We start from the raw sequence: 18,888 nt of genomic DNA, 5'->3' as shown, positions 1-18,888 counted from the left end.
TCCACTATTGCTGTGCTTAACCATACAGGTAAGGTCATTGGCCAATCCGTACTCACCAGCTGCATGGAGGTGCCACATGAACCCAGTCCACATTGATCTCGCCGTCCACTGGTCGGCTCGTTTGTCCGCCCTCCTCTTCGCCATGGCCCTTGCTCTCCCTGCGTTAACCACTCGTCTGTCGCGACATGCGACCGCGCTCTATCTCGCGTTCATGATCGCTCATACCGTGCACTTCGGCTTTGTGGTGTGGATGGCTCATGTGACTGACGGAGCGAACATGTTCCCTGGCGGCCGGAGTGTCGAGGATGTGGGCGGATGGCCGACCGTGTTTGCCATTTTCGCCCTATTCTATGCGCTGGCTTTCGTCGGCTTGGCGGCGAGACGGGTAGGATCGGAAGCGGGGCACACCCTCCGTCGAGCGAGTCGTGTGACGACGACCTGTGTCGGCCTCCTCTTTGTCGTCACCTACGTGGGACTGCTTCCCCAATCTCTCTGGTATGCGGTCCCTGGTGTACTCGTTGCTATAGGAATGATCATCGAAGCATTTGCAATTACTGTTCGGCCACCGCATTGTCTTCGTTGCGCGGTGCAAGGCGGCGCTGCATGACCCTTGTCGTCTTCGGGGCCACCGGTCGCACGGGCCGTGTCGTGATCTCCCATGCCCTCGCCGCCGGCTATCACGTGAGGGCGTTGGTACGGACCCCAAGACTCGGTGATCTTCCGATCGGGGTCGAGATCTGGCAGGGCGATGTCCAGGATCCCGGTGTCGTGGAAAAGGTCATCAGAGGGACTGACGCGGTTGTCTCCTGTTTGGGGGCTAAGCTATTGGAGACTTTTTCCCACAAAGGCCGCGTCAATACCTATGGGATGCCCCACATCGTGGCGAGCATGCAGAAGCATCATGTCGGGCGCATCGTCGCCATGTCGTCTTACGGTGCCGGAGACTCTCTCCTGCAGATGGGGCTGATCGGCCGACTCGGCATGCGGACGGTCATGCGCGGGGTCCTCGCTGACATGAACGCCCTTGAGATAACCGTGCAGGCCACATCTCTCAATTGGACCATCGTTCGTCCGGTCGCGCTTAAAGATACTTCTTCGCACAAAGGTCTGGTCATTGATCGCCCTGGAGCCATCAGCATCCGTGATTGGGTGACCCGCTCCGATGTTGTGGCCTACATGCTGGCGTGTCTCGGGGATCCGGCCACGTTCAAACGCACACTGCTGTTGTCTGAGCCTCGTTAACGCCGGCACGATCACCTAACAAAACTTCCTCGCTTCGTTCCGTTCTCCATCCTTCGCTTTCTGAATGGTGTGCCATGAGCATGGATACTTGCATGTGTGCCAATACACCTGAATACATCTGATTACAGTTGGATACATCTGACTAATTCTCATGTCGTTCGCAGAACGCTATCCTCGCCATCGCTCGTCCCGCTGGGAGCAGAAAGGACACGCATGAAACGGACCCTCTTGTCGGTGAAGGAAGTGGCCCACGAGCTCGGGGTGAGCGTGCAATCGATTCGGCGCGCGTACTGGAGCGGGTCGATTCCCGCATATCGGGTGAACAAGATGCTCCGCTTCGATCTCGAACGAGTGCAGCAGATCTTCTTGGCCAAAGGGTCAGCCAGAGGGGTGCGTGCTTCGAGCATGCGTCCGGCGGCGCCAGCCGGCGGCGCATCGCGCAAGAAAGCCCCCGCTCAGTAAAACGGGGGCGGAATTTCCACTGAGCATTCGGAGGCATCGATGAGCGGATGGACTCTCAGGATGGGATGGTTGCGGTTCACGATTCCGAGTTCCACGGTCGACGAAGTGATTCATCTGATCGGCGGCGACTGGATCAAAGATCAAAAAGGCTTTCAAGGCTACCAGCAGAGCTGGCTCTCACGCGGGAATACGGGCGGACTGGGGCGGATTGGGACTGGCGCGAAACGCAATGTTCGTGAAGTCCACGTGGATCTCTCACAGGAACTCATCAGCGACTGGACCTATGAAAAGTTTCAGCACATTGCCCAGTGGGTTTTCGACAAGCAAGGGCATTTCGGGCGAATCGATATTGCCCTCGACGATCGGAGCGGGCTGATCGATGTGGATCATCTCTATCAAGCCGTCGCCATCGGCCAATGTGTCTCCCACTTCCGCCAGTCCCGCCTGATCGCCGGCCTTGATATTGGGTCCGGCTCGGACACCGGCAAAACCCTCTGCCTAGGTTCTCGGCAATCCGACACCTATCTCCGGATCTACGACAAAGCTGCCGAGCAGCGAGCGAAGGAGCGACCAGTTCAAGGCTCGTGGCTGCGGTGGGAAATGGAATGGAAGAACGAGAGAGCGCAGGCGGTGGGGTTGGCACTGTCCACGCTCGATCAGGAGGCGTTCCAACGCTACATCGTGGGTGTCTTCCGCACGGCGGTGGACTTCCGCGACTGCACCAGAGCCGATGATCCGAAGGATCGCTATTACGCACCGCTGCTGGACTGGTGGAAGGTGCTGACCGAGGGGATGGAGCGGGCCAAGCTCGCGATCGTGAAGTCGGTCAGGAAGATCGAAGAGGTCAAACTCTGGGCGGAAAAAAGCCTGTCGCCGATGCTAGGGCTGCTCTGTGCCCATCCGGAGGCCGGCGAACGGTGGCTCGTCAAAACCATTGTCGATGGAGTGGATCGATGGCGAAGCAAACATCTGGCGCTCCTCCAGAGCGGCCAGGAACTCGCGAAAGCGAAACGCAAGCTGCGGTGGTGGAACCCGAGAGACGGGTTCTCTGCCGCCTATGCCACACCGGCATCTTAAAGCTCTTCATGTGCGGGCCACGATTACGTGGCCGGTGTCAGAGCTGCGGAACGGTGTGGGTCTATCTCTGGTCCTGCACGAAGCAGGGCTGGTTTCGGTGGTCCAACTAATTAAACCTTAACGGAGGGAATCCCATGTCAAAGTTCGTCGGAACCTGTGTGGTGATGGGCGTCAAATCAAGACCGAGTCAGGACGGCAAACGGATCTTCCGGAACGCCGTGCTCTATTTCGAGGAGGACACCACCACCTTGGAAGCGAGTATCTCGGAGGACCATGAGTCGCTCTACAAGCTGATGGAAACCAACCGGATGAAACCGGCTCAGGTGACCGTGAATCTCCGGGAGTTCAAAGGCCAACGGTTTCTGGATGTGACCGGCTATCAGCCCATCACTCAAGCCGCATCACATGGTCAAGCAAGCAAGTAACGAGACAAGTCGGATCAATTCATGTTCACCGACCTGACAGTGGAGCAACAACTCACATGGCTCATGTTCTTTCTCGCCTGCTTTCTGACCGGCCTCCTCTCCGGGCGGCTCTAGCCCTGAGCGGGTATGGCACTCTGGTCTACTGTGTGGCCGTCGTCCTCTGCCTCTGGCCGCGACTCGCCTTTGCGGCCACGGGGTACGCCCGGATCATGACGGCCACGCAGTTCCACACCATGATGCTGGCCCGCCAGGCTGCCCAAGGCGGGGCCGCCGCCCAGGCGATCGCCCTGGCTGGTCCAGGAACCTCCATCGCCGTGCGCACGATCACAGCCGCCACCGGGTGGCCGGGGCTGGCCATTGCGGCTGGTCTCGTCCTCGCTCAGATGCATTTGAATGCGCAGCAAGTGCAGGACATCAAAGCGGCCTCGGCCACACCGGGAGCCCCCGACATCGAAGGCTATCCTGAGCCTGGAGGCGCGGAGATCCGTCAATGCCCGGGTGCTCCCGAGTGCATGACCAATTGGATGGAATACCTCACCGTTCCGACACCGACGCCTGGCGGGATTGGGTGCAAGCTCGCCATGGTCGGCGATCCACCAGCTGGATGGAACGGCTGGTATAGTGCACAAGCGCCGCAGACCTGTCTCGCGTTTCGTTATTCCTGGAACCCGAATCCTTCGCACCAAAATGAGCCGCAAGCGGCCACGTCCCACGATATTCAGGACTACTGGAACGAGAATCCGACCGGACCGAACAGTCCAGCCGCCAATACGACACCGGTCGGCTCCGGGGAGTCAGCCACCGCGGCCATGACGGTCATCAACGATCCAGTGACCCCGACTGACGCCCCAACTACCGTGGTGCCTTCCAATCAGATACCCGATGACAGCGTCATGGTCGATCCCAACGCGACCCCACCGGCCGGTACGCCAACCACCTCTACGACGAGCCAGCAGACCACGACGACGACCACCACCACGACCAATCCCAATGGCTCGACGACAACGCAAGACGACAGCAGCACCACCGTGCAGTGTTCCACAGGAGATCATGAGCTGCGATCGTTCGGCGGGATCTTGCAGGAGCATCTCACGGCATGGAAAGGCTCGGGGATTGCCGGACAAGTGGCGCTCCTGCAATCCCTCACCTGGCCTTCGGATCTGCCCACGATCAGTCTGAACTCGTCGCTGTTCGGCAATTTCACGGTCAACTTCAACGACTGGTCGACGATGTTCCTGGCGCTGCGTGCCATCGTGATTGCGGGAGCCGGCTTCGCCGCCTATCGCATCATCTTTGTGGGAAACGGATAACCCATGACGGCGTTGCTGAATCTGATCTATTGCTTTCTGCTCGACATGATTTTGTCGTTTACGGATGTGTGGAAGGCGGGCTGGGATTCGGTCCTCGGCGTGGCCGACAGCCTGTTGGCATCACTCGGAACCGGGTCCCTCAGCGCCCCCATCATCCCTGTGCAATACACTTGGGTCCTCGGTGCCACAGGCATGAGTCAGGCTGTGGCGATCATCGCCTCGGCGATGGTGGTGCGGTTCACCCTGCAATCGATTCCCTTTGTCCGGTGGGGCTCATGATTACCTTGTTGGAAGGCACACCGGGCAGTGGCAAATCCTATTATGCGGTGGCGGACTATCTGCTGCCCTGGCTGCGAGCCGGACGCCGTCTCTATGTCGCGGTGGATGGGTTCTATCTGGATCGGCTCGCTTTGTTCGAAGGACGGCCGCTCCCAGAGCTCCAGAAGCAAGTCACCCTCTGGCATGACCGCACTCAGATTCCATCGCTCTTGCCAACCGTCGAACCGGGCTCGGCCATCTGTCTCGATGAAGCCCAGACGATCTTTCGGGCGAAGGAGAAGATCCCCGCTGAGATCCTCCGCTGGCTCGAAACCCATCGCCACTACGGGGTGGATGTGCTGCTCATGGCGCAAGACTACCGGCAGCTGACGTCCGGTGTGACGCGATTGGTCGAGAGCACGATCAAATTCCGCCGCATGCAACGGTTTGGGATGTCACACCGATTTCAGGGATTTGTGCGCGGCAATCCAGAAGAAACCGAGGTAATTCGGGCGCTGCTCGGCCGGTATGACCCGAAGATCTATGCGTACTATTCGAGTTACGCAACGGGCGGCATCCGGGAAGAGCGGCGGATGAAAACTGTGCTGTCCAGTCCGGTGCTGATGATTGGGGTATTGGGCCTTGTTGGTGCCATCGGCTTCATAGGCTGGGGGACCTGGTTCTCCGGCACGGCGAAGCCAGCAGTTTCCAAGGCATCAGTGCCAATCATAGAGAGCAATCCTGCTCTCCTGAAACAACCGGAGAGCCCAGTTTGGACCGATCCGCTGGCTTCACCCCCAGCTGCCGTCACCGAGAAACAAGACCGCCTACGCATTGAAGGGGGCATGGTGATGGATGGCAAGGCCTATTGGTTCGATGCGCAGGGCCGCATCCTCACGGCCGGCCAGATTGCCGCGCTGGTGGGCGCTCCGGTCACGGAACAGATCATCAAGGGCGTCCCGAGCTTGGTGTCTGACCGGATTCTGTGGGGAGGCGAAACCACTCCGCGCTCGATTGTTCAGGTGCTTGAGCGCCAGCCACTCGACGAAGCGGCGGCCATTGCGTCACCGTTGTTTCAGCACCACGAAGAGAAAGCGGACGTGAAATGTATCGGGGTCGATAACGAGGAGCGAGTGTGTGATGGATCAAGCAGCAATTGATACCGCCGTCTTTTGGGCGGCGGCCTGTTATCTCGGGGGCTTCACGGTCGGCATCATCGTGCGGTTGATGCTGCATCCGGACTTGTAGCCCGGAAAGGGGGTGAGACAGATGCAGAAGTCACTGCAACGTGTGTCAGTGGCGGTGCTCGGGACGGTGCTCGGCGCGCAGACGGCGCTGGCGCAAGTGTTTCCGGTAGATACCGCCAGCACGACCACGATCTCCAACGTGAAGGCCGATATCGTGGCCTGGGGGGTGGTGTTTATCGGGGTCGCGCTCACGATCTACGCCTACAAGCGGGTTAAATCGCTGGTCCGCTAACGGCGGAGGGGTGGCTCCTGCCACGCGTGGCAGGAGCTGCTCGGTGGGAACGGAACAAGAGGTAGAGAAGGAGGAACCGTCGATGGCGTGGGCCTCGGTTGCATCGGATCTGCATCAACTCGGTATCTCTCTCGCGGCTGATGTCGTGGCCTGGGGCGCGGCGGTGATCGGCATCGCACTCACGGCGTCCGCCGTCTTATGGGTCTTGCGTTTACTTCGAAGCTAGTACGGCCATCCTTCATCAGCAAAGCTGAAATGGCGTTCATGTCCCAGGATGAGATGGTCCAAGAGCGTGATGCCCAACAACTCGCCGGCTTCTCGGAGCCGCTTGGTCAGAACACGGTCCTCCTGGCTTGGAGTTACCTCACCAGAAGGATGGTTGTGCGCACAGAGCCATGCGGCGGCGTTCATCACGATCAACGGCTTGAAGACTTCACGCGGATGCACGATCGAGAGCGACAAGGACCCGACCGAGACCACATTGATTCCGATCACGTGATGTTTAGCATCCAGTCCACAGACCACGAAGTGTTCACGATCCAGACCTTCAAAACAGGGCCGGAACAACATCGCTGCCGTGACCGAATCACGAATAGGTTCGGCCGATCCTCTCCCATCCGTCTCGCAGACCAACGTGACACGATACCGAGGGGCTCGATACGGCTCCGCTGGCCGACTGTCCTGGGCCAGCTGTACCGGTTTGCTGCTCGCTCGATCGCGCTGCTGTTTCATGTGTTTCCTCCTTGGAAAACTTATTGCCCCACCCCGCGCAAAACTCGGGGGTGGGGCAGCCAAGGAGAATGGGGGCACAGCGCTCTCGCGGCGGGCAGGACTGAACGGTGAAGTCGTCCGAGGAGTCGGGAAGGCCTGATCCGCTGCTCCTCAGCGATCGGCCCCTCACCCTATTGCAGGGTAAAGACATGCTGATAACTGCGAAAATCTTTAACCTCTTTATGGTCGGACTATTGGGTTGGCCATGACCCTTCTTACTGTCAAAGACATCGCAACTCGCCTCAAGGTGAAAGAGAAAACCGTCTACGCCTGGGCCAGTCAGGGCCGAATCCCATGCGTGAGAATCGGAAATGTCCTCCGCTTTGACGATTCAGAGATTGAGCAGTGGCTGCGGAGATGTCGAGTGCCGATGGGACCAGGCGGTAGCTTACTCTTGAATAAACAAGTCAAACGACCGTTCGACAACGTAAATGCCCTAATTGAGCGGGCCAAGCGAGCTGTCTATACTGCCGCTGGGGAAACCAGCATAGCGAGCCCATTCCGAAAGGAGGAGCAGGATGGGTCTCGTTAAAAGAGGAAAAGTGTGGTGGATGGATTTCATGTATCAGGGCTCGCGAATTCGGCGCTCCACAGGGACGGCGGACAAACGGCTTGCTGATGCGATCCTGGGGAAAGTAAAGAGCCAGATCATCGAGGGAGTGTTCTTTAACAAGACTCCCGAATCGGATCGGACCTTCGACGATATGATGACACGCTATGTAGCAGAACGCTCGGTCGTCAAGGCTCCCAAGAGCCGGCTCCGGGATGCATCAGCCCTCAAGCATCTCCTCCCGGTTTTCGGTGCGCAGCTTCTTGGGCAGATCACGCCGAAGATGGTTGCGGAGTATAAGGTCCAACGGCGGCTCGAAGGGGCAGCACCAGCAACTACGAACAAGGAACTCCAGCTGGTGCGGCACGCCTTCAATCTGGCGATGCGGGAATGGGAATGGTGTCGGGAGAACCCGATGCACCGTGTGTCTCTTGAGCAGGTACGAAACGAAGTGGACCGTTGGCTCACTGCCGACGAAGAGGAACGTCTCCTTGCCGCTTCATCGCCGTGGCTTCAAGAGATTATTCGCTTTGCGCTCAATACCGGGATGAGGCAAGGGGAGATCCTCAACCTGCAATGGCAGGATGTGGATTTCACGCGAGGGACGCTCATCGTAATGAAGAGCAAGAACGGCACACGCCGCACGATTCCATTGAACAGCACGATGTATGAGTTGCTCGCTGCCAAACAGGCGGTAGCAAGAACCTCACGCGGACCGGTCTTTAAGACGCCGCTGGGCAATACGCTTCAAGTGCGGTTCTTGGTGCGCGAGTTTTGTGAAGCACGGGATCGGGCAGGCATTCCCGACTTCCGCTTTCATGACATGCGGCACACGTTCGCGACACGACTGGTTCAACGGGGGATCGATCTGTACAAGGTCCAACGGCTGCTCGGTCACAAGACCGGGACAATGACGCAGCGCTATGCGCACCATTGCCCTGAGAGTTTGAGGGACGGGGTCAATGTGCTACAGCACCGGCCACCCATTGACACAAATTTGTCACAAATGGCCGGGTCGATAAAGGCAGGTTCTTCGAAGTCGTTGATATAAATGGTGAGCCGGCTGGGACTCGAACCCAGGGCCCTCGCCTTAAAAGGGCGATGCTCTACCGACTGAGCTACCGGCTCACTTCAAGATGTTCAAAACGGCCCCTTACTGCGTTCTCGCGTCGCTCAAACCCTGCGACGTACGATCAAACTGTACGACTCGGGTTCTTACTCGCTGCGGCCTTGTCAGCGACCATTTTGACCATCCTGGCGTACAGACTCGCTTCGTGATTCATGAAACGACGGGGATGGGATCGGCCCAGAACACAGCCGCATCATAGCATTGACCAATCACCGATGACCATTGACTAATTGTCAGGGGCGTTTGGGACGGCGGCGGGAACAGTCCAAGGGATTCCGCAGCATGATCGTCTCGGCGCGCTTGGACCCGGTCGAGATCATATCGATTCGGCACTGCGCCAACTCTTCGATGCGCGCCACGTAGCGTTTCGCTTCCACGGGGAGTCGCTTATAGCTGGTGGTTCCGGTCGTCGCGCTGGTCCACCCTTTCATCCGCTGATAGACCGGCACGCAGTTGCACAAGACATCGAGATCGGCCGGCATCGTCTTATACACGGTGCTCCCATGTCGGTAACCGATGCAGAGCTTCAACTCTTTGCAGCCGTCGAGCACATCGAGTTTGGTGACGGCCAGCGAGGTGAGTCCGTTCACCAGCGTCGCATGACGCACTACGACCGCGTCATACCAACCGCAGCGTCTCGCACGTCCCGTCGTCGATCCGAACTCTCGCCCGCGCTCTTGGAGCCCCCGTCCGACCTCGTCGGTCAGTTCGGTCGGAAACGGGCCGCTCCCGACTCGGGTGGAATAGGCCTTGGCAATGCCCATGACCGCGTCGATCATCGTCGGGCCGACGCCGGTGCCGGTGCACGCTCCGCCGGCCGCCGCACTGGACGAGGTGACGTAGGGATAGGTGCCGAAGTCCACATCCAGATTCGTGCCCTGGGCGCCTTCGAACAAGACCGTCTTATTTTTCTCGATCGCGCGATTCAGCAACGTGGTCGTATCGACAATGTGGCTCTTGAGCCGGTCGGCATAACCCATATATTGATGGAAGACTTTGTCGACCTGAAACGTTTCGACCTTATGGAGTTTCTCTAAGAACCAGTTCATTTCGACAAGATTCTCTGCCAGTTTCTTCTTGAACAAGGGCGGATTCAGCAGATCGCCCATCAGAATCCCTATCCGCGCCATCTTGTCGGCATAGGACGGTCCAATCCCTCGCCCGGTCGTCCCGATCTTCCGTGATCCTTTGGACTGTTCCGATGCCCGGTCGATAGCCTTGTGATAGGGAAGGATCAAGTGTGCCCGCTGGCTGATGACGAAGTTCTTCCGGATCGCGATGCCCTTGGTCTGGAGCTGATCCATCTCTTCGATGAGAGACCCGGGATCCACGACGACCCCGTTTCCAATGACACAGGTCGTCCCCCGGTACAAAATTCCCGACGGGATGAGATGAAAAATGTAGGTCCCGCGTTCATTGATGACGGTATGCCCGGCATTGGACCCACCCTGATAGCGCACGACGAAATCGGCACCGCGAGCTAAGATATCGACGATCTTGCCCTTGCCTTCATCGCCCCATTGCGCGCCGATGATGACGAGATTCCCCATAGTGGAAGTTCCCAGTTCCCAGCCTGTTTCTGCACGAAAAAATGGCTCTGACCGGGTTGGGAGATCAGAGCCAAGGGGGCTCATGGTAGGTGCAGCCCTGTCGTTTGTCAAGCTTCACTCCCCTGGTTCTTATACTGGATCAACTGAAGGGGAAATCAGCCTGGGCTTTCTTGACTGGCCTGTATCTGCGTGTTAGCATGGCCGGAATCGTTCTCAACGCCTCGATTTTTCGATTCATTTTCGATTCTCGGGACGAATCGGGTGGGGCTGTAGCGCAGTTGGGAGCGCGCGTGAATGGCATTCACGAGGTCGCCGGTTCAATCCCGGCCAGCTCCACCATACCAACCTTGGGTTGAGCCGATCGCTAAGTTTCGTTGTATCGTAATTGTCGCGATCGGAAAGAGTCTTCGACCCATAGGGGTTTGAGGTTCAGGATGCTCAGGCTGCACGTGTCATCAATGTTCCATTTCTTTCAGCTGCCTCGCCTTCCGACCTGCTAGCTGTCATCTCATTCGAGTTCGTCTCGGTTGATCCAGTCAGTCCATTTCACACGGAAGGTTTGCGCCAATGCTCCAAGTTGAATCCGTCAGCAAGCAATACTCTACGAAGGTGCTGCTCACCGAAGCGTCCGCGCATCTTCGTCCGAATTCCCGAGTCGGCCTGGTCGGTCCCAACGGCGCAGGCAAGACCACGCTCTTCCGCATGATCCTGGGGGAAGAATCACCGGACGAAGGCTCGATCCGGAAGCGGCCACGCCTTCGCGTCGGCTACCTCCCGCAGGAACTCGAAACGATTACGGGGAAGACCGTCCTGGATGCGGCGCATCGCGACGAATACCCTGAGCACGAAGCCAAGCGCATCCTGATGGGGCTCGGGTTTACGGAAGTCGACTTCGATCGCCTGGTCGAGAAACTGTCCGGAGGCTACCGGATGCGGGTCGCGCTGGCGCATCTGCTCTTGTCGAACCCCGACGTGCTGATGCTCGACGAGCCGACCAACCATTTGGATAAGCCGACCCAGCGCTGGTTCGAACAGTTTTTGCTCGATTCGGGCATGACCCTCTTGATCATCAGCCACGACACCGCCTTTCTGGACCGCGTGGTCACGCATATCTGGGAACTTCGGCACCATAAGATCGAAGAGTACCGCGGCAACTATTCTCTCTTCCGCAAATTGAAAGCCGAACGGGATGCCCAGTTACAGGCCTCGGCAACCCGGCAAACCAAAGAGATCGCCCGGGTGCAGAAGTTCGTCGATCGCTTCCGGTACCAGGCCAACAAGGCCAGTCAGGTTCAATCGCGGCTCAAGCAGCTGGACAAGGTCAAGCGGATTGAAATCCAGCGAGATCCGAAACGGGTCAAGTTCCGATTTCCTCTCCCGTCGACCAGCGGCCGTCAGGTGTTGGATCTGGCCGGAGCCAGTAAGCGCTACGGTGAAAAGGTGGTCTACAAGACGCTCGATTTTTCGGTCGAGCGCGGCCAACGGATCGCGCTGGTGGGTGAAAACGGCGCGGGAAAGAGTACCCTCTTGAAGATGCTCGCCGGCGTGCTTCCTCCCGATACGGGTACACGGACCGTAGGACATGGCGTGACCCTGCACTACTTCGCCCAGCATCAGGCGGAAACCCTCAACCCTGAACACTCGATTCTCGAATCGCTCGAAGAAGTCACCAAACACGCGGAGATGAATTTTCTGCGAGGCATCGCCGGCGCCTTCTTGTTTTCAGGACAGGATCAGAAAAAACCGATCAAGGCCCTGAGCGGCGGCGAGCGGAATCGGGTGGCCCTGGCCCGCATGTTGGTCGAGCCGGCGAATACTTTGCTGCTCGACGAGCCCACGAATCATCTCGATCCCGCATCGGTTGACGTGCTGACGGACTCGCTGGCCGAATTCCCCGGCACCATCGTGTTCATTTCCCATGACCCGACGTTTCTGGCGCGCATCGCGACCAGGGTCGTCGAGATTGACGAGGGACAGGCCCGCAACTTCATCGGTGACTACGAGTATTATCTGTGGAAGAAAGCTCAAGAGTTCGAATCGATCAAGGAAACGAGCGAGGAACTCCAGCCGACGCCGCAACACGGCGCTTCCGGCCCCACCCGTGCGATGGCCCAACAAGTTCAGCCCAAAGGGCGAGGAGGCGAACGACGCGATCTGACCAAGACGCAGGCACGCTTGGAAAAGCAGGTGTCTCGGGCGGAGGCAGAGATTACTGAGGCCGAGGCAAAGCTCAAAACACGCGAAGCGGAGCTGGCCGATCCGAAGCTCTACGCTGAGTTCGACCGTTGGAATCTCCTGCATCACGAGCAGGAGGACTGGAAACGGGAACTCGAACGGCTGACCGCGCGCTGGGAATCGTTGTCGGCAGAACTAGAAGAAGTGAAACAAAAACTGGGAGCCTTGTGTTGATTCTTGTAGAGCGTTCTGACATCTCAACCGCAAGGCCGCAGTAAGCAAGGAGACGAGGCCTACTGTTTTGGGGACGTCGAGGAATGTGAACGAAACGAGAACGAAGCTGATGGGGGGTTCAACGCCCTATTAGACGGAGGCTTTGAGCGTTTCTTCGAGATAGTAATAGAGCCAGCGGTTTTTCTCTTTGGTCACCAATTCATCCCAGACCACCCCGATCAGGTAGCCTTTCTTTTCCCACGGCCTCACCCAGGCGACGGTCCCATCGAGCTTTTCCTGTTGTTCGACTCGATCGGAATCCAGGAATGCGAGTGACACGGTGACTTTCTCGTTCGGAGGGAAACGATCTTTCGTGTGAAGCCCGGCCCCGATCTTGTTCACATTGTCCAACACCGCCGTACAGGCCCGCCCACCGCTCTTCGGCGACACCAATGCGGATCCGACCAATGTCGCACGGACAAATTTTCTCCGCTCGCTCAGCGCCACCATACCGGCCGATGGTTTTCCTTCTGTTCGCTTCACAAATGTAAGTATAACCGATTAGACGGGAATGTAAACTGGCTAATTGGCCCTATTTTTGCGACTTAGGGCGGTAATACCGTCGATCCTTCAGGGCCGGCGGCAAATGGGTTTGCTCCGTTCGTGCCGGTGGGTCGTCATGGACATAACGGTAGTCGGTTCCATAACCCAGTTCCTTCATCAGCGAGGTTACGGCATTCCGGAGATGGAGCGGAACCGCCAGATTACCGTGAGCTTTCGCATCCTTCAACGCTTCCAACAGGCCCACGTAGGACGCGTTGTCCTTGGGGCGTGATGCGAGGTAGGTGGTGCCATGAGCCAGGTTGATCTGCGCCTCAGGGAGCCCGACGAATTGGACGGCGTGCGCCACCGATGTGGCGACGACCAAGGCCAACGGATCCGCATTGCCGATATCCTCGGAAGCAAAGATCACCATCCGCCGGGCGACGAATTTTGGATCTTCGCCGGCGTCCAGCATACGAGCCAACCAGTAGAGCGCCCCGTCAGGATCTGAATCGCGAAGGCTTTTGATGTAGGCCGAGATCAGGTTGTAGTGCTCTTCCCCTGACTTGTCGTAGCGCAACGCTTTTGTCCGCAATCCTGCATCGACGGCCTGTGCATCGATCTCTCTTATCCCATCCGGTCCCGCGTCGCACTGCTCGACAATGAATTCCAACGCGGTCAGAAGGACTCGGGCATCTCCGTTGCCGAACGCGATCAATCGCTGTCCGGCCTCGCGTGAGCAGCGAACATGCTTTCCCCCCAATCCAACGGTCCGGTCCTCCAACGCGCGATTCATGATTTGCTCCAATGCCGCGCCGTCCAGAGGCTTGAGCACCACGACCAGGGAGCGAGACAACAGAGGACTGATGACTTCAAAGGAAGGATTCTCCGTGGTGGCGCCGACCAAAACCACCGTCCCACGCTCTACATGCGGGAGAAACGCATCCTGTTGCGCTTTATTGAAACGATGGATTTCATCGACGAACAGGACGGTTTTTTGTTGCTGTATGGCCAGCCGATGTTCAGCGGTCTTGATGATCTCGCGCAGCTCAGGAATGCCCCCGGTCACCGCTGAAAATGCGACGAAGTGAGACTTGGTATGTCGGGCGATCAGATGTGCGAGAGTGGTTTTCCCCGATCCCGGCGGTCCCCAGAAAATCACGGAAGACAATCGGTCGGACTCAATCGCTCTTCGTAAGGGACGATCCCGCCCGACAATGTCGTCCTGCCCGACAAAGTCGTTAAAGTCTTGGGGGCGCATCCGTTCCGCCAGCGGAGCCGCTGGTTGGCTCCGCGGCGCTGACGCGGTGAACAGATCAGGCCCTGGATCATGTGACAGAGGCATCACAGACTCCCTAAAATGAATGGATTGTATACACCGGTGGCCTGCGGCGCAAACAGGCTCTTGACCCCCGATCGCCGCCGATGCTACGAACAGCCTCGGTCACGGAGCCGCTTGTGCAAACCAAGATCAACGGCATTTCGATCGCGTTTCACGAGCAGGGGCGTGGAGTCCCGATCGTATTTCTCCATGCCTTTCCCCTCAACCGGATGATGTGGGCTCCACAAGAAACCGCGCTCGCTTCGCAGTTTCGGATCATCACCATCGACCTGCGCGGGCACGGCGAATCCGATGCCCCGCTGTGGCACTACACCCTCGATCAAGCCGCCGATGATGTGCGAGGTGTGCTTGACCACCTGTCCATCCAGCAGGCGGTCTTCGTCGGACTGTCCATGGGAGGCTACATTCTCTTCGCGTTCTATCGCAAATATGCCGACCGTGTGACAGGAATGGTATTGGCCGACACGAAGGCCCAGGCAGATACCGATGAAGGGAAGCGCGCGCGGTTTGAGATGGCTCAGCTTGCGTATAAGCAGGGGCCGCGTGCCGTTGCCGACATCATGGTTCCGAAACTACTGAGCCCGGCCACGATCCGGACGAGACCGGAACTCGTACAGCGAGTGCGGACAATGATCGAAGGCAATCAAGTCAGCGGCATTGCGGGGGATTTGATGGCGATGGCCGCGCGAGCCGATTCGCTGCCGCTTCTCAACCACATCACCTGTCCAGCTCACATTATCGTCGGTGAACTGGACCTTCCCACTCCGCCATCCGACGCGCAACTTATGGCAGACAAGATTTCCGATGCCCGCATGACCATCATTCCACAAGCCGCCCATCTCTCGAACCTGGAACAGCCGGGCCCGTTCAACGAAGCGGTCCGCTCTTTTGTGTTGAATACAACCAGATAACGGGGCACGGGAGGGAAACCGCCGAGCAATCAGTCTGGATCGCCGACGCTGCCGTGGCGAATCAACTTGAGAAACTCTTCACGCGTCTGTGATTGACTGCGGAAGGCTCCCAACATGGAGCTGGTGACGGCGATCGTGTTTTGTTTTTCCACTCCGCGCATCATCATGCAGAGATGTCGCGCTTCGACGACGACACCGACACCATTCGCATTCAGCTTGGTATTTAGGGTTTCGGCGATCTGGACCGTCAGCCGTTCCTGTACTTGTAATCGCCTCGAAAAAGTATCGACAATTCGCGGGATCTTACTGAGGCCGACGACTTTCTTATTGGGTAAATAGCCGACATGGACTCTGCCGAAAAACGGGAGCAGGTGATGCTCACACATACTGAAGAAATCGATGTCTTTGACGATGACCATCTCATCGTATTCGATCGGGAACAGGGCTCCGTTCAGCAGCTGGTCGATATTGCGCTGATAGCCCTGTGTCATAAAGGCCAGCGCCTTGGCGACACGCTCCGGCGTTTTGAGCAGACCGTTACGACTCGGTTTTTCCCCCAAGGCGAGCAGCATTTCCGTGACCAGGGATTGAAGCACCGGCAGATCTGCGGGCTTTCCACTCCCACTGGTGTCTTCCAGCGATTCCCGTCCTGTCTCTTTCTTCCGTGGCTTACGCACTGCACTCCCCCGTCGATTTAGGTGACGCCCGCATATTCAAAGTAGTTGTCTCTTGTCTCGATGACACCGACCTTCTGGAGACAACCGTGAGGCAAGAGCGGATTCAGAATGTCCCAAATGAGTTTGACGATGTTCTCCCCGGTTGTAGTAAGTTCGGCAAACGCGGGGTCACGATTGAGGTCCAAATGATCGAAGCGGTTGACGACTCTCTCGTTGACCACCCGGTCGAGCCGGTCAAGGTCGCAGGCTTCATGCGCCGCGCCGCTCTTGATCGTAACCAGCACCACGTAGTTATGCCCATGACCGTTCGGATTATTACATTTTCCGAAGGCGGCCCAATTCTCTTCGGCCGTAAGGAGGTCAGTGTGAAGTCTATGGGCGGCGCAAAATCGATAACGCCTTGTCACATCTACCTGTGACATTCGATCGTCTGTCTCTTGGTGTGGAGTAAACAGTTGGGACCGCTCATAGGATGAGCGGTCCCAACCTGGAGGTTCATTGCCGACTTCCTACGGCGATCCCGTGGCGATGCTTACGCGCTAAACGAGCTGCCGCAGCCGCACGTCGTTTTGGCCTGAGGATTCTTGATCGAGAAGCCCGAACCCTGCACACTGTCCACGTAGTCGACTTCCGCGCCTTGCAGCAGGGGAGCGCTCTGAGAGTCCATGATGACCTTCACATCGCCCATCTCGATGACCGTATCGTCTTCGGCCATCTTCGACTCAAACGCCATCCCGTACTGGTAGCCATGGCACCCGCCACCGCGCACGTACACCCGCAGTCCGACCACGTCCTTTTCCTCGGCCATCAACTCTCGGATCTTCTGTTCCGCCACCTGTGTAATCGTTACCATCGTTTTCCTCCTCTATGGATCGGTCCAGCCCGCATCAACAGGCTAGATTGTTAGTCTAACACCTCTTTATCGAATATCAACCCCACCGCCTCTGTCGTCGCTGTCGTTGGATTCTCCCATTTGGCTTCGGGTACGCGCACGACGACATCCCCCAAGACACGTGCCTGGCATGCCAGGCGGTGCCATGGTTCAGTCAACGCTTCCCGATCCAGCAGGTCTTGCTCGTCGAAATCGATCTCCGAAAGATGCTCGTGCCCCATCTGAACCTCCACGCGGCAGGTGGTGCAGGACGCATTCCCCCCGCAGTCGTGGTTCAATCGAAAACCGACCTCTTTCGCCGCATCAAGGAGCGAAATGTTCGCGTCCACTTCGCCGCTTCGCCCGTCTGAATGAAGGAACGTCACTCGCGGCATCACTTCTCCTAGGAATGAGCACCTATCTCGGCCGGTGCTTGCTGATAGGGACAGCGCTGCAGGCGAATATGCTCTTCATATTCGCGACGGAATAACTTCAGACTGCTTTGCACCAAGACCGATGCACCGGTCACGAGGGTACAGTATCCTGTCCCTTTGACGAAACCACAGAGCTGGAGAAGACTATCCAGGTCTTTTTCAGTGCCCTGCCCCTCTTCAATTTTCTTCATCAGTGCAGCCAAGTTGATCGTCCCCATGCGGCAGGGAGGACACTGGCCGCAACTCTCATCCTTGAAAAAATTGGAAAAGTGCAGCGTCTTAGCCACCATGCACGTCGCATCGTCGACAACGATCACGCCGGCCGATCCTAAACCCGTACCCGCTTTCTTCAACGAATCGAAGTCCATGGGAAGGTCGAGCTGGTCCGCCGTTACCATTGAGAACGCCGGGCCACCGGGAAAGACCGCCTTGATCTTGCGGCCATCGGGAACGCCCCCGCCGCATTGTTCGATCAGATCTCGAATCGTCACACCCATCGGCATCTCATACACACCTGGCCGATTGATCGCTCCGCTCAGCGAAAACATCATGGTGCCCGGACATTTTTCCGTCCCAACTTGGGTGAACCACCCGGCGCCTTTGTAGAGAATCCTGGGAATATTGCATAACGTCTCAACGTTATTGACGAGGGTCGGCTTGCCATAGAGGCCGAAATCCGTCGGATAGAACGGTGGTTTCTGTCGTGGCATCGCCGGACGGCCTTGCATCGACTCTAACATGGCGGTCTCTTCGCCGGCCACGTAGCTTCCATGGCCTTCAAAGACTTCCAGCTCGATATCGACCCCGCTGCCAAACACGTTCTTCCCGAGGAGCCCCTGATCTTTCGCCTGGGCCAAGGCTTTCTTCAGATTTTGCCGCTCTTCATGGTACTCATGATTCACATACAGAAAGGACGCTTTCGCCTGCACTGTATAGGACGCGATCAGACAACCTTCGATCAATTGGTGCGGCAACGTCTTTAAGAGATGGCGATCCTTAAACGTACCCGGTTCGTGTTCGCCGGCATTACAAACGAAATAGCGCTCTTTGACCCGATGGTTGAGAACCTTGTCCCATTTGATTCCCGTGGGAAACCCTGCGCCACCCCTTCCCCGCAAGCCGGACTTCTTCAGCTCATCAATCACTTGCGAGGCTTTCAACTCTTTGACACACCGCTTCCAGGCTTCATAGCCACCGACTTTGAGATACCCCTCGATCTCCCAAGGGGCACCCTCCATCTGTTGGACAAGGCGTGGTTCCGCGGCCGCAGGCATAGCTGACCTATCTATAGGCTCTCAAGGTTAAGGTCGTACTATACGGCTCTATCTCTTCATCCGTCAAGGCAAGCGGCCTCAAATGGGCCTGAATCTCAAGCAGTTAGGCCTAGGGGGCCTAGTCCGAGGCTGGGCATAGAGGGCAGAGGAGCGGTATGGAGGTCGCGACCGAAACCTTCGCCGGTGAGCCGAGCT

At 57.7% G+C, this 18,888-nt stretch carries 23 protein-coding genes and 2 tRNA genes; 15 read left to right on the top strand and 10 right to left on the bottom strand.

From position 1 onward, the window contains the following. Positions 1 to 76: 76 nt before the first annotated feature. The 10 genes from H8K04_00200 (at position 77) to H8K04_00155 (ending at position 6,479) form a co-directional block, all read left to right on the top strand. Complete coding sequence (locus H8K04_00200; protein UVT16029.1) at positions 77 to 607, top strand: hypothetical protein; 531 nt, start codon at positions 77 to 79, stop codon at positions 605 to 607. Further along, on the top strand, positions 604 to 1,242 hold the full coding sequence (locus H8K04_00195) for an SDR family oxidoreductase (protein ID UVT16028.1): 639 nt from the start codon (positions 604 to 606) through the stop codon (positions 1,240 to 1,242). Before H8K04_00200 ends, H8K04_00195 begins: the two co-directional genes overlap by 4 nt. Positions 1,243 to 1,455: 213 nt before the next feature. Next, entirely contained in the window at positions 1,456 to 1,704 is a 249-nt protein-coding gene (locus H8K04_00190; GenBank protein ID UVT16027.1) for a helix-turn-helix domain-containing protein, read from the top strand. 39 nt (positions 1,705 to 1,743) lie between these two features. After that, the gene (locus H8K04_00185; protein UVT16026.1) at positions 1,744 to 2,781 is read left to right on the top strand and encodes a replication initiation factor domain-containing protein; all 1,038 of its coding nucleotides are present in this window, start codon (positions 1,744 to 1,746) and stop codon (positions 2,779 to 2,781) included. Between the two features lie 134 nt (positions 2,782 to 2,915). Beyond that, positions 2,916 to 3,206 carry a hypothetical protein gene (locus tag H8K04_00180; GenBank protein UVT16025.1) on the top strand — a complete coding sequence of 97 codons (291 nt, stop codon included), beginning with the start codon at positions 2,916 to 2,918 and terminating at the stop codon, positions 3,204 to 3,206. Between the two features lie 56 nt (positions 3,207 to 3,262). Further along, entirely contained in the window at positions 3,263 to 4,516 is a 1,254-nt protein-coding gene (locus H8K04_00175; protein ID UVT16024.1) for a hypothetical protein, read from the top strand. 3 nt (positions 4,517 to 4,519) lie between these two features. Further along, on the top strand, positions 4,520 to 4,795 hold the full coding sequence (locus H8K04_00170) for a DUF2523 domain-containing protein (GenBank protein UVT16023.1): 276 nt from the start codon (positions 4,520 to 4,522) through the stop codon (positions 4,793 to 4,795). Continuing rightward, a complete protein-coding gene (locus H8K04_00165; GenBank protein UVT16022.1) occupies positions 4,792 to 5,934 on the top strand; it encodes a hypothetical protein in 1,143 nt (380 codons plus the stop codon). Before H8K04_00170 ends, H8K04_00165 begins: the two co-directional genes overlap by 4 nt. 109 nt (positions 5,935 to 6,043) lie before the next feature. Further along, positions 6,044 to 6,253, top strand: coding sequence for a hypothetical protein (locus H8K04_00160; protein UVT16021.1), 210 nt, complete (start codon positions 6,044 to 6,046; stop codon positions 6,251 to 6,253). A gap of 43 nt (positions 6,254 to 6,296) precedes the next feature. Further along, positions 6,297 to 6,479 (top strand): hypothetical protein, encoded by a 183-nt coding sequence (locus H8K04_00155; GenBank protein ID UVT16020.1) that lies wholly within the window; start codon positions 6,297 to 6,299, stop codon positions 6,477 to 6,479. On the opposite strand, the gene H8K04_00150 is transcribed toward H8K04_00155, so the two are convergent. Further along, entirely contained in the window at positions 6,476 to 6,823 is a 348-nt protein-coding gene (locus H8K04_00150) for a DNA repair protein RadC (GenBank protein ID UVT17811.1), read from the bottom strand. The genes H8K04_00155 and H8K04_00150 overlap by 4 nt on opposite strands. Before the next feature lie 406 nt (positions 6,824 to 7,229). Here H8K04_00150 and H8K04_00145 point away from each other — a divergent pair, with 406 nt between their 5' ends. Together H8K04_00145 and H8K04_00140 are read left to right on the top strand one after the other, a co-directional pair. Then, positions 7,230 to 7,556: a helix-turn-helix domain-containing protein gene (locus tag H8K04_00145; protein ID UVT16019.1), complete on the top strand. Its 327-nt coding sequence runs from the start codon at positions 7,230 to 7,232 to the stop codon at positions 7,554 to 7,556. Beyond that, a complete protein-coding gene (locus tag H8K04_00140; GenBank protein UVT16018.1) occupies positions 7,543 to 8,625 on the top strand; it encodes a tyrosine-type recombinase/integrase in 1,083 nt (360 codons plus the stop codon). The genes H8K04_00145 and H8K04_00140 overlap by 14 nt, the downstream gene beginning before the upstream one ends. Position 8,626: 1 nt before the next feature. Here the strand turns inward: H8K04_00140 and H8K04_00135 are convergent. Beyond that, positions 8,627 to 8,702 (bottom strand) — tRNA-Lys (locus H8K04_00135). 234 nt (positions 8,703 to 8,936) lie between these two features. Next, entirely contained in the window at positions 8,937 to 10,253 is a 1,317-nt protein-coding gene (locus tag H8K04_00130; protein ID UVT16017.1) for an adenylosuccinate synthase, read from the bottom strand. A 263-nt stretch (positions 10,254 to 10,516) separates the two neighbouring features. On the opposite strand from H8K04_00130, the gene H8K04_00125 reads away from it, so the two are divergent. Both H8K04_00125 and H8K04_00120 read left to right on the top strand, forming a co-directional pair. After that, positions 10,517 to 10,592: transfer RNA gene (locus H8K04_00125), tRNA-Ala, on the top strand. A 228-nt stretch (positions 10,593 to 10,820) separates the two neighbouring features. Beyond that, positions 10,821 to 12,662 (top strand): ABC-F family ATP-binding cassette domain-containing protein, encoded by a 1,842-nt coding sequence (locus tag H8K04_00120; protein UVT16016.1) that lies wholly within the window; start codon positions 10,821 to 10,823, stop codon positions 12,660 to 12,662. A gap of 129 nt (positions 12,663 to 12,791) precedes the next feature. Here the strand turns inward: H8K04_00120 and H8K04_00115 are convergent, their stop codons facing one another. Both H8K04_00115 and H8K04_00110 read right to left on the bottom strand, forming a co-directional pair. Continuing rightward, on the bottom strand, positions 12,792 to 13,184 hold the full coding sequence (locus H8K04_00115) for a PilZ domain-containing protein (protein UVT16015.1): 393 nt from the start codon (positions 13,182 to 13,184) through the stop codon (positions 12,792 to 12,794). A gap of 49 nt (positions 13,185 to 13,233) precedes the next feature. Beyond that, complete coding sequence (locus tag H8K04_00110) at positions 13,234 to 14,529, bottom strand: replication-associated recombination protein A (GenBank protein UVT16014.1); 1,296 nt, start codon at positions 14,527 to 14,529, stop codon at positions 13,234 to 13,236. Positions 14,530 to 14,642: 113 nt separating this feature from the next. On the opposite strand from H8K04_00110, the gene H8K04_00105 reads away from it, so the two are divergent. Then, positions 14,643 to 15,437, top strand: coding sequence for an alpha/beta fold hydrolase (locus tag H8K04_00105; GenBank protein ID UVT16013.1), 795 nt, complete (start codon positions 14,643 to 14,645; stop codon positions 15,435 to 15,437). A gap of 29 nt (positions 15,438 to 15,466) precedes the next feature. Here H8K04_00105 and folE read toward each other — a convergent pair whose 3' ends face one another. The 5 genes from folE to nuoF form a co-directional block, all read right to left on the bottom strand. Next, the gene (folE, locus tag H8K04_00100) at positions 15,467 to 16,009 is read right to left on the bottom strand and encodes a GTP cyclohydrolase I FolE (GenBank protein UVT17810.1); all 543 of its coding nucleotides are present in this window, start codon (positions 16,007 to 16,009) and stop codon (positions 15,467 to 15,469) included. A 122-nt stretch (positions 16,010 to 16,131) separates the two neighbouring features. Then, complete coding sequence (locus H8K04_00095; GenBank protein ID UVT17809.1) at positions 16,132 to 16,521, bottom strand: 6-carboxytetrahydropterin synthase; 390 nt, start codon at positions 16,519 to 16,521, stop codon at positions 16,132 to 16,134. A gap of 125 nt (positions 16,522 to 16,646) precedes the next feature. Further along, complete coding sequence (gene erpA / locus H8K04_00090; protein ID UVT16012.1) at positions 16,647 to 16,967, bottom strand: iron-sulfur cluster insertion protein ErpA; 321 nt, start codon at positions 16,965 to 16,967, stop codon at positions 16,647 to 16,649. Between the two features lie 50 nt (positions 16,968 to 17,017). Then, positions 17,018 to 17,380, bottom strand: coding sequence for a (2Fe-2S)-binding protein (locus tag H8K04_00085; GenBank protein UVT16011.1), 363 nt, complete (start codon positions 17,378 to 17,380; stop codon positions 17,018 to 17,020). A gap of 8 nt (positions 17,381 to 17,388) precedes the next feature. After that, positions 17,389 to 18,693 (bottom strand): NADH-quinone oxidoreductase subunit NuoF, encoded by a 1,305-nt coding sequence (gene nuoF / locus H8K04_00080; GenBank protein ID UVT16010.1) that lies wholly within the window; start codon positions 18,691 to 18,693, stop codon positions 17,389 to 17,391. Positions 18,694 to 18,888: the final 195 nt, after the last annotated feature.

Origin of the sequence: Nitrospira sp., assembly GCA_024760525.1 — a bacterium.
GTDB lineage: Bacteria > Nitrospirota > Nitrospiria > Nitrospirales > Nitrospiraceae > Nitrospira_D.
This window is presented reverse-complemented; position numbering and strand designations above follow the sequence as displayed.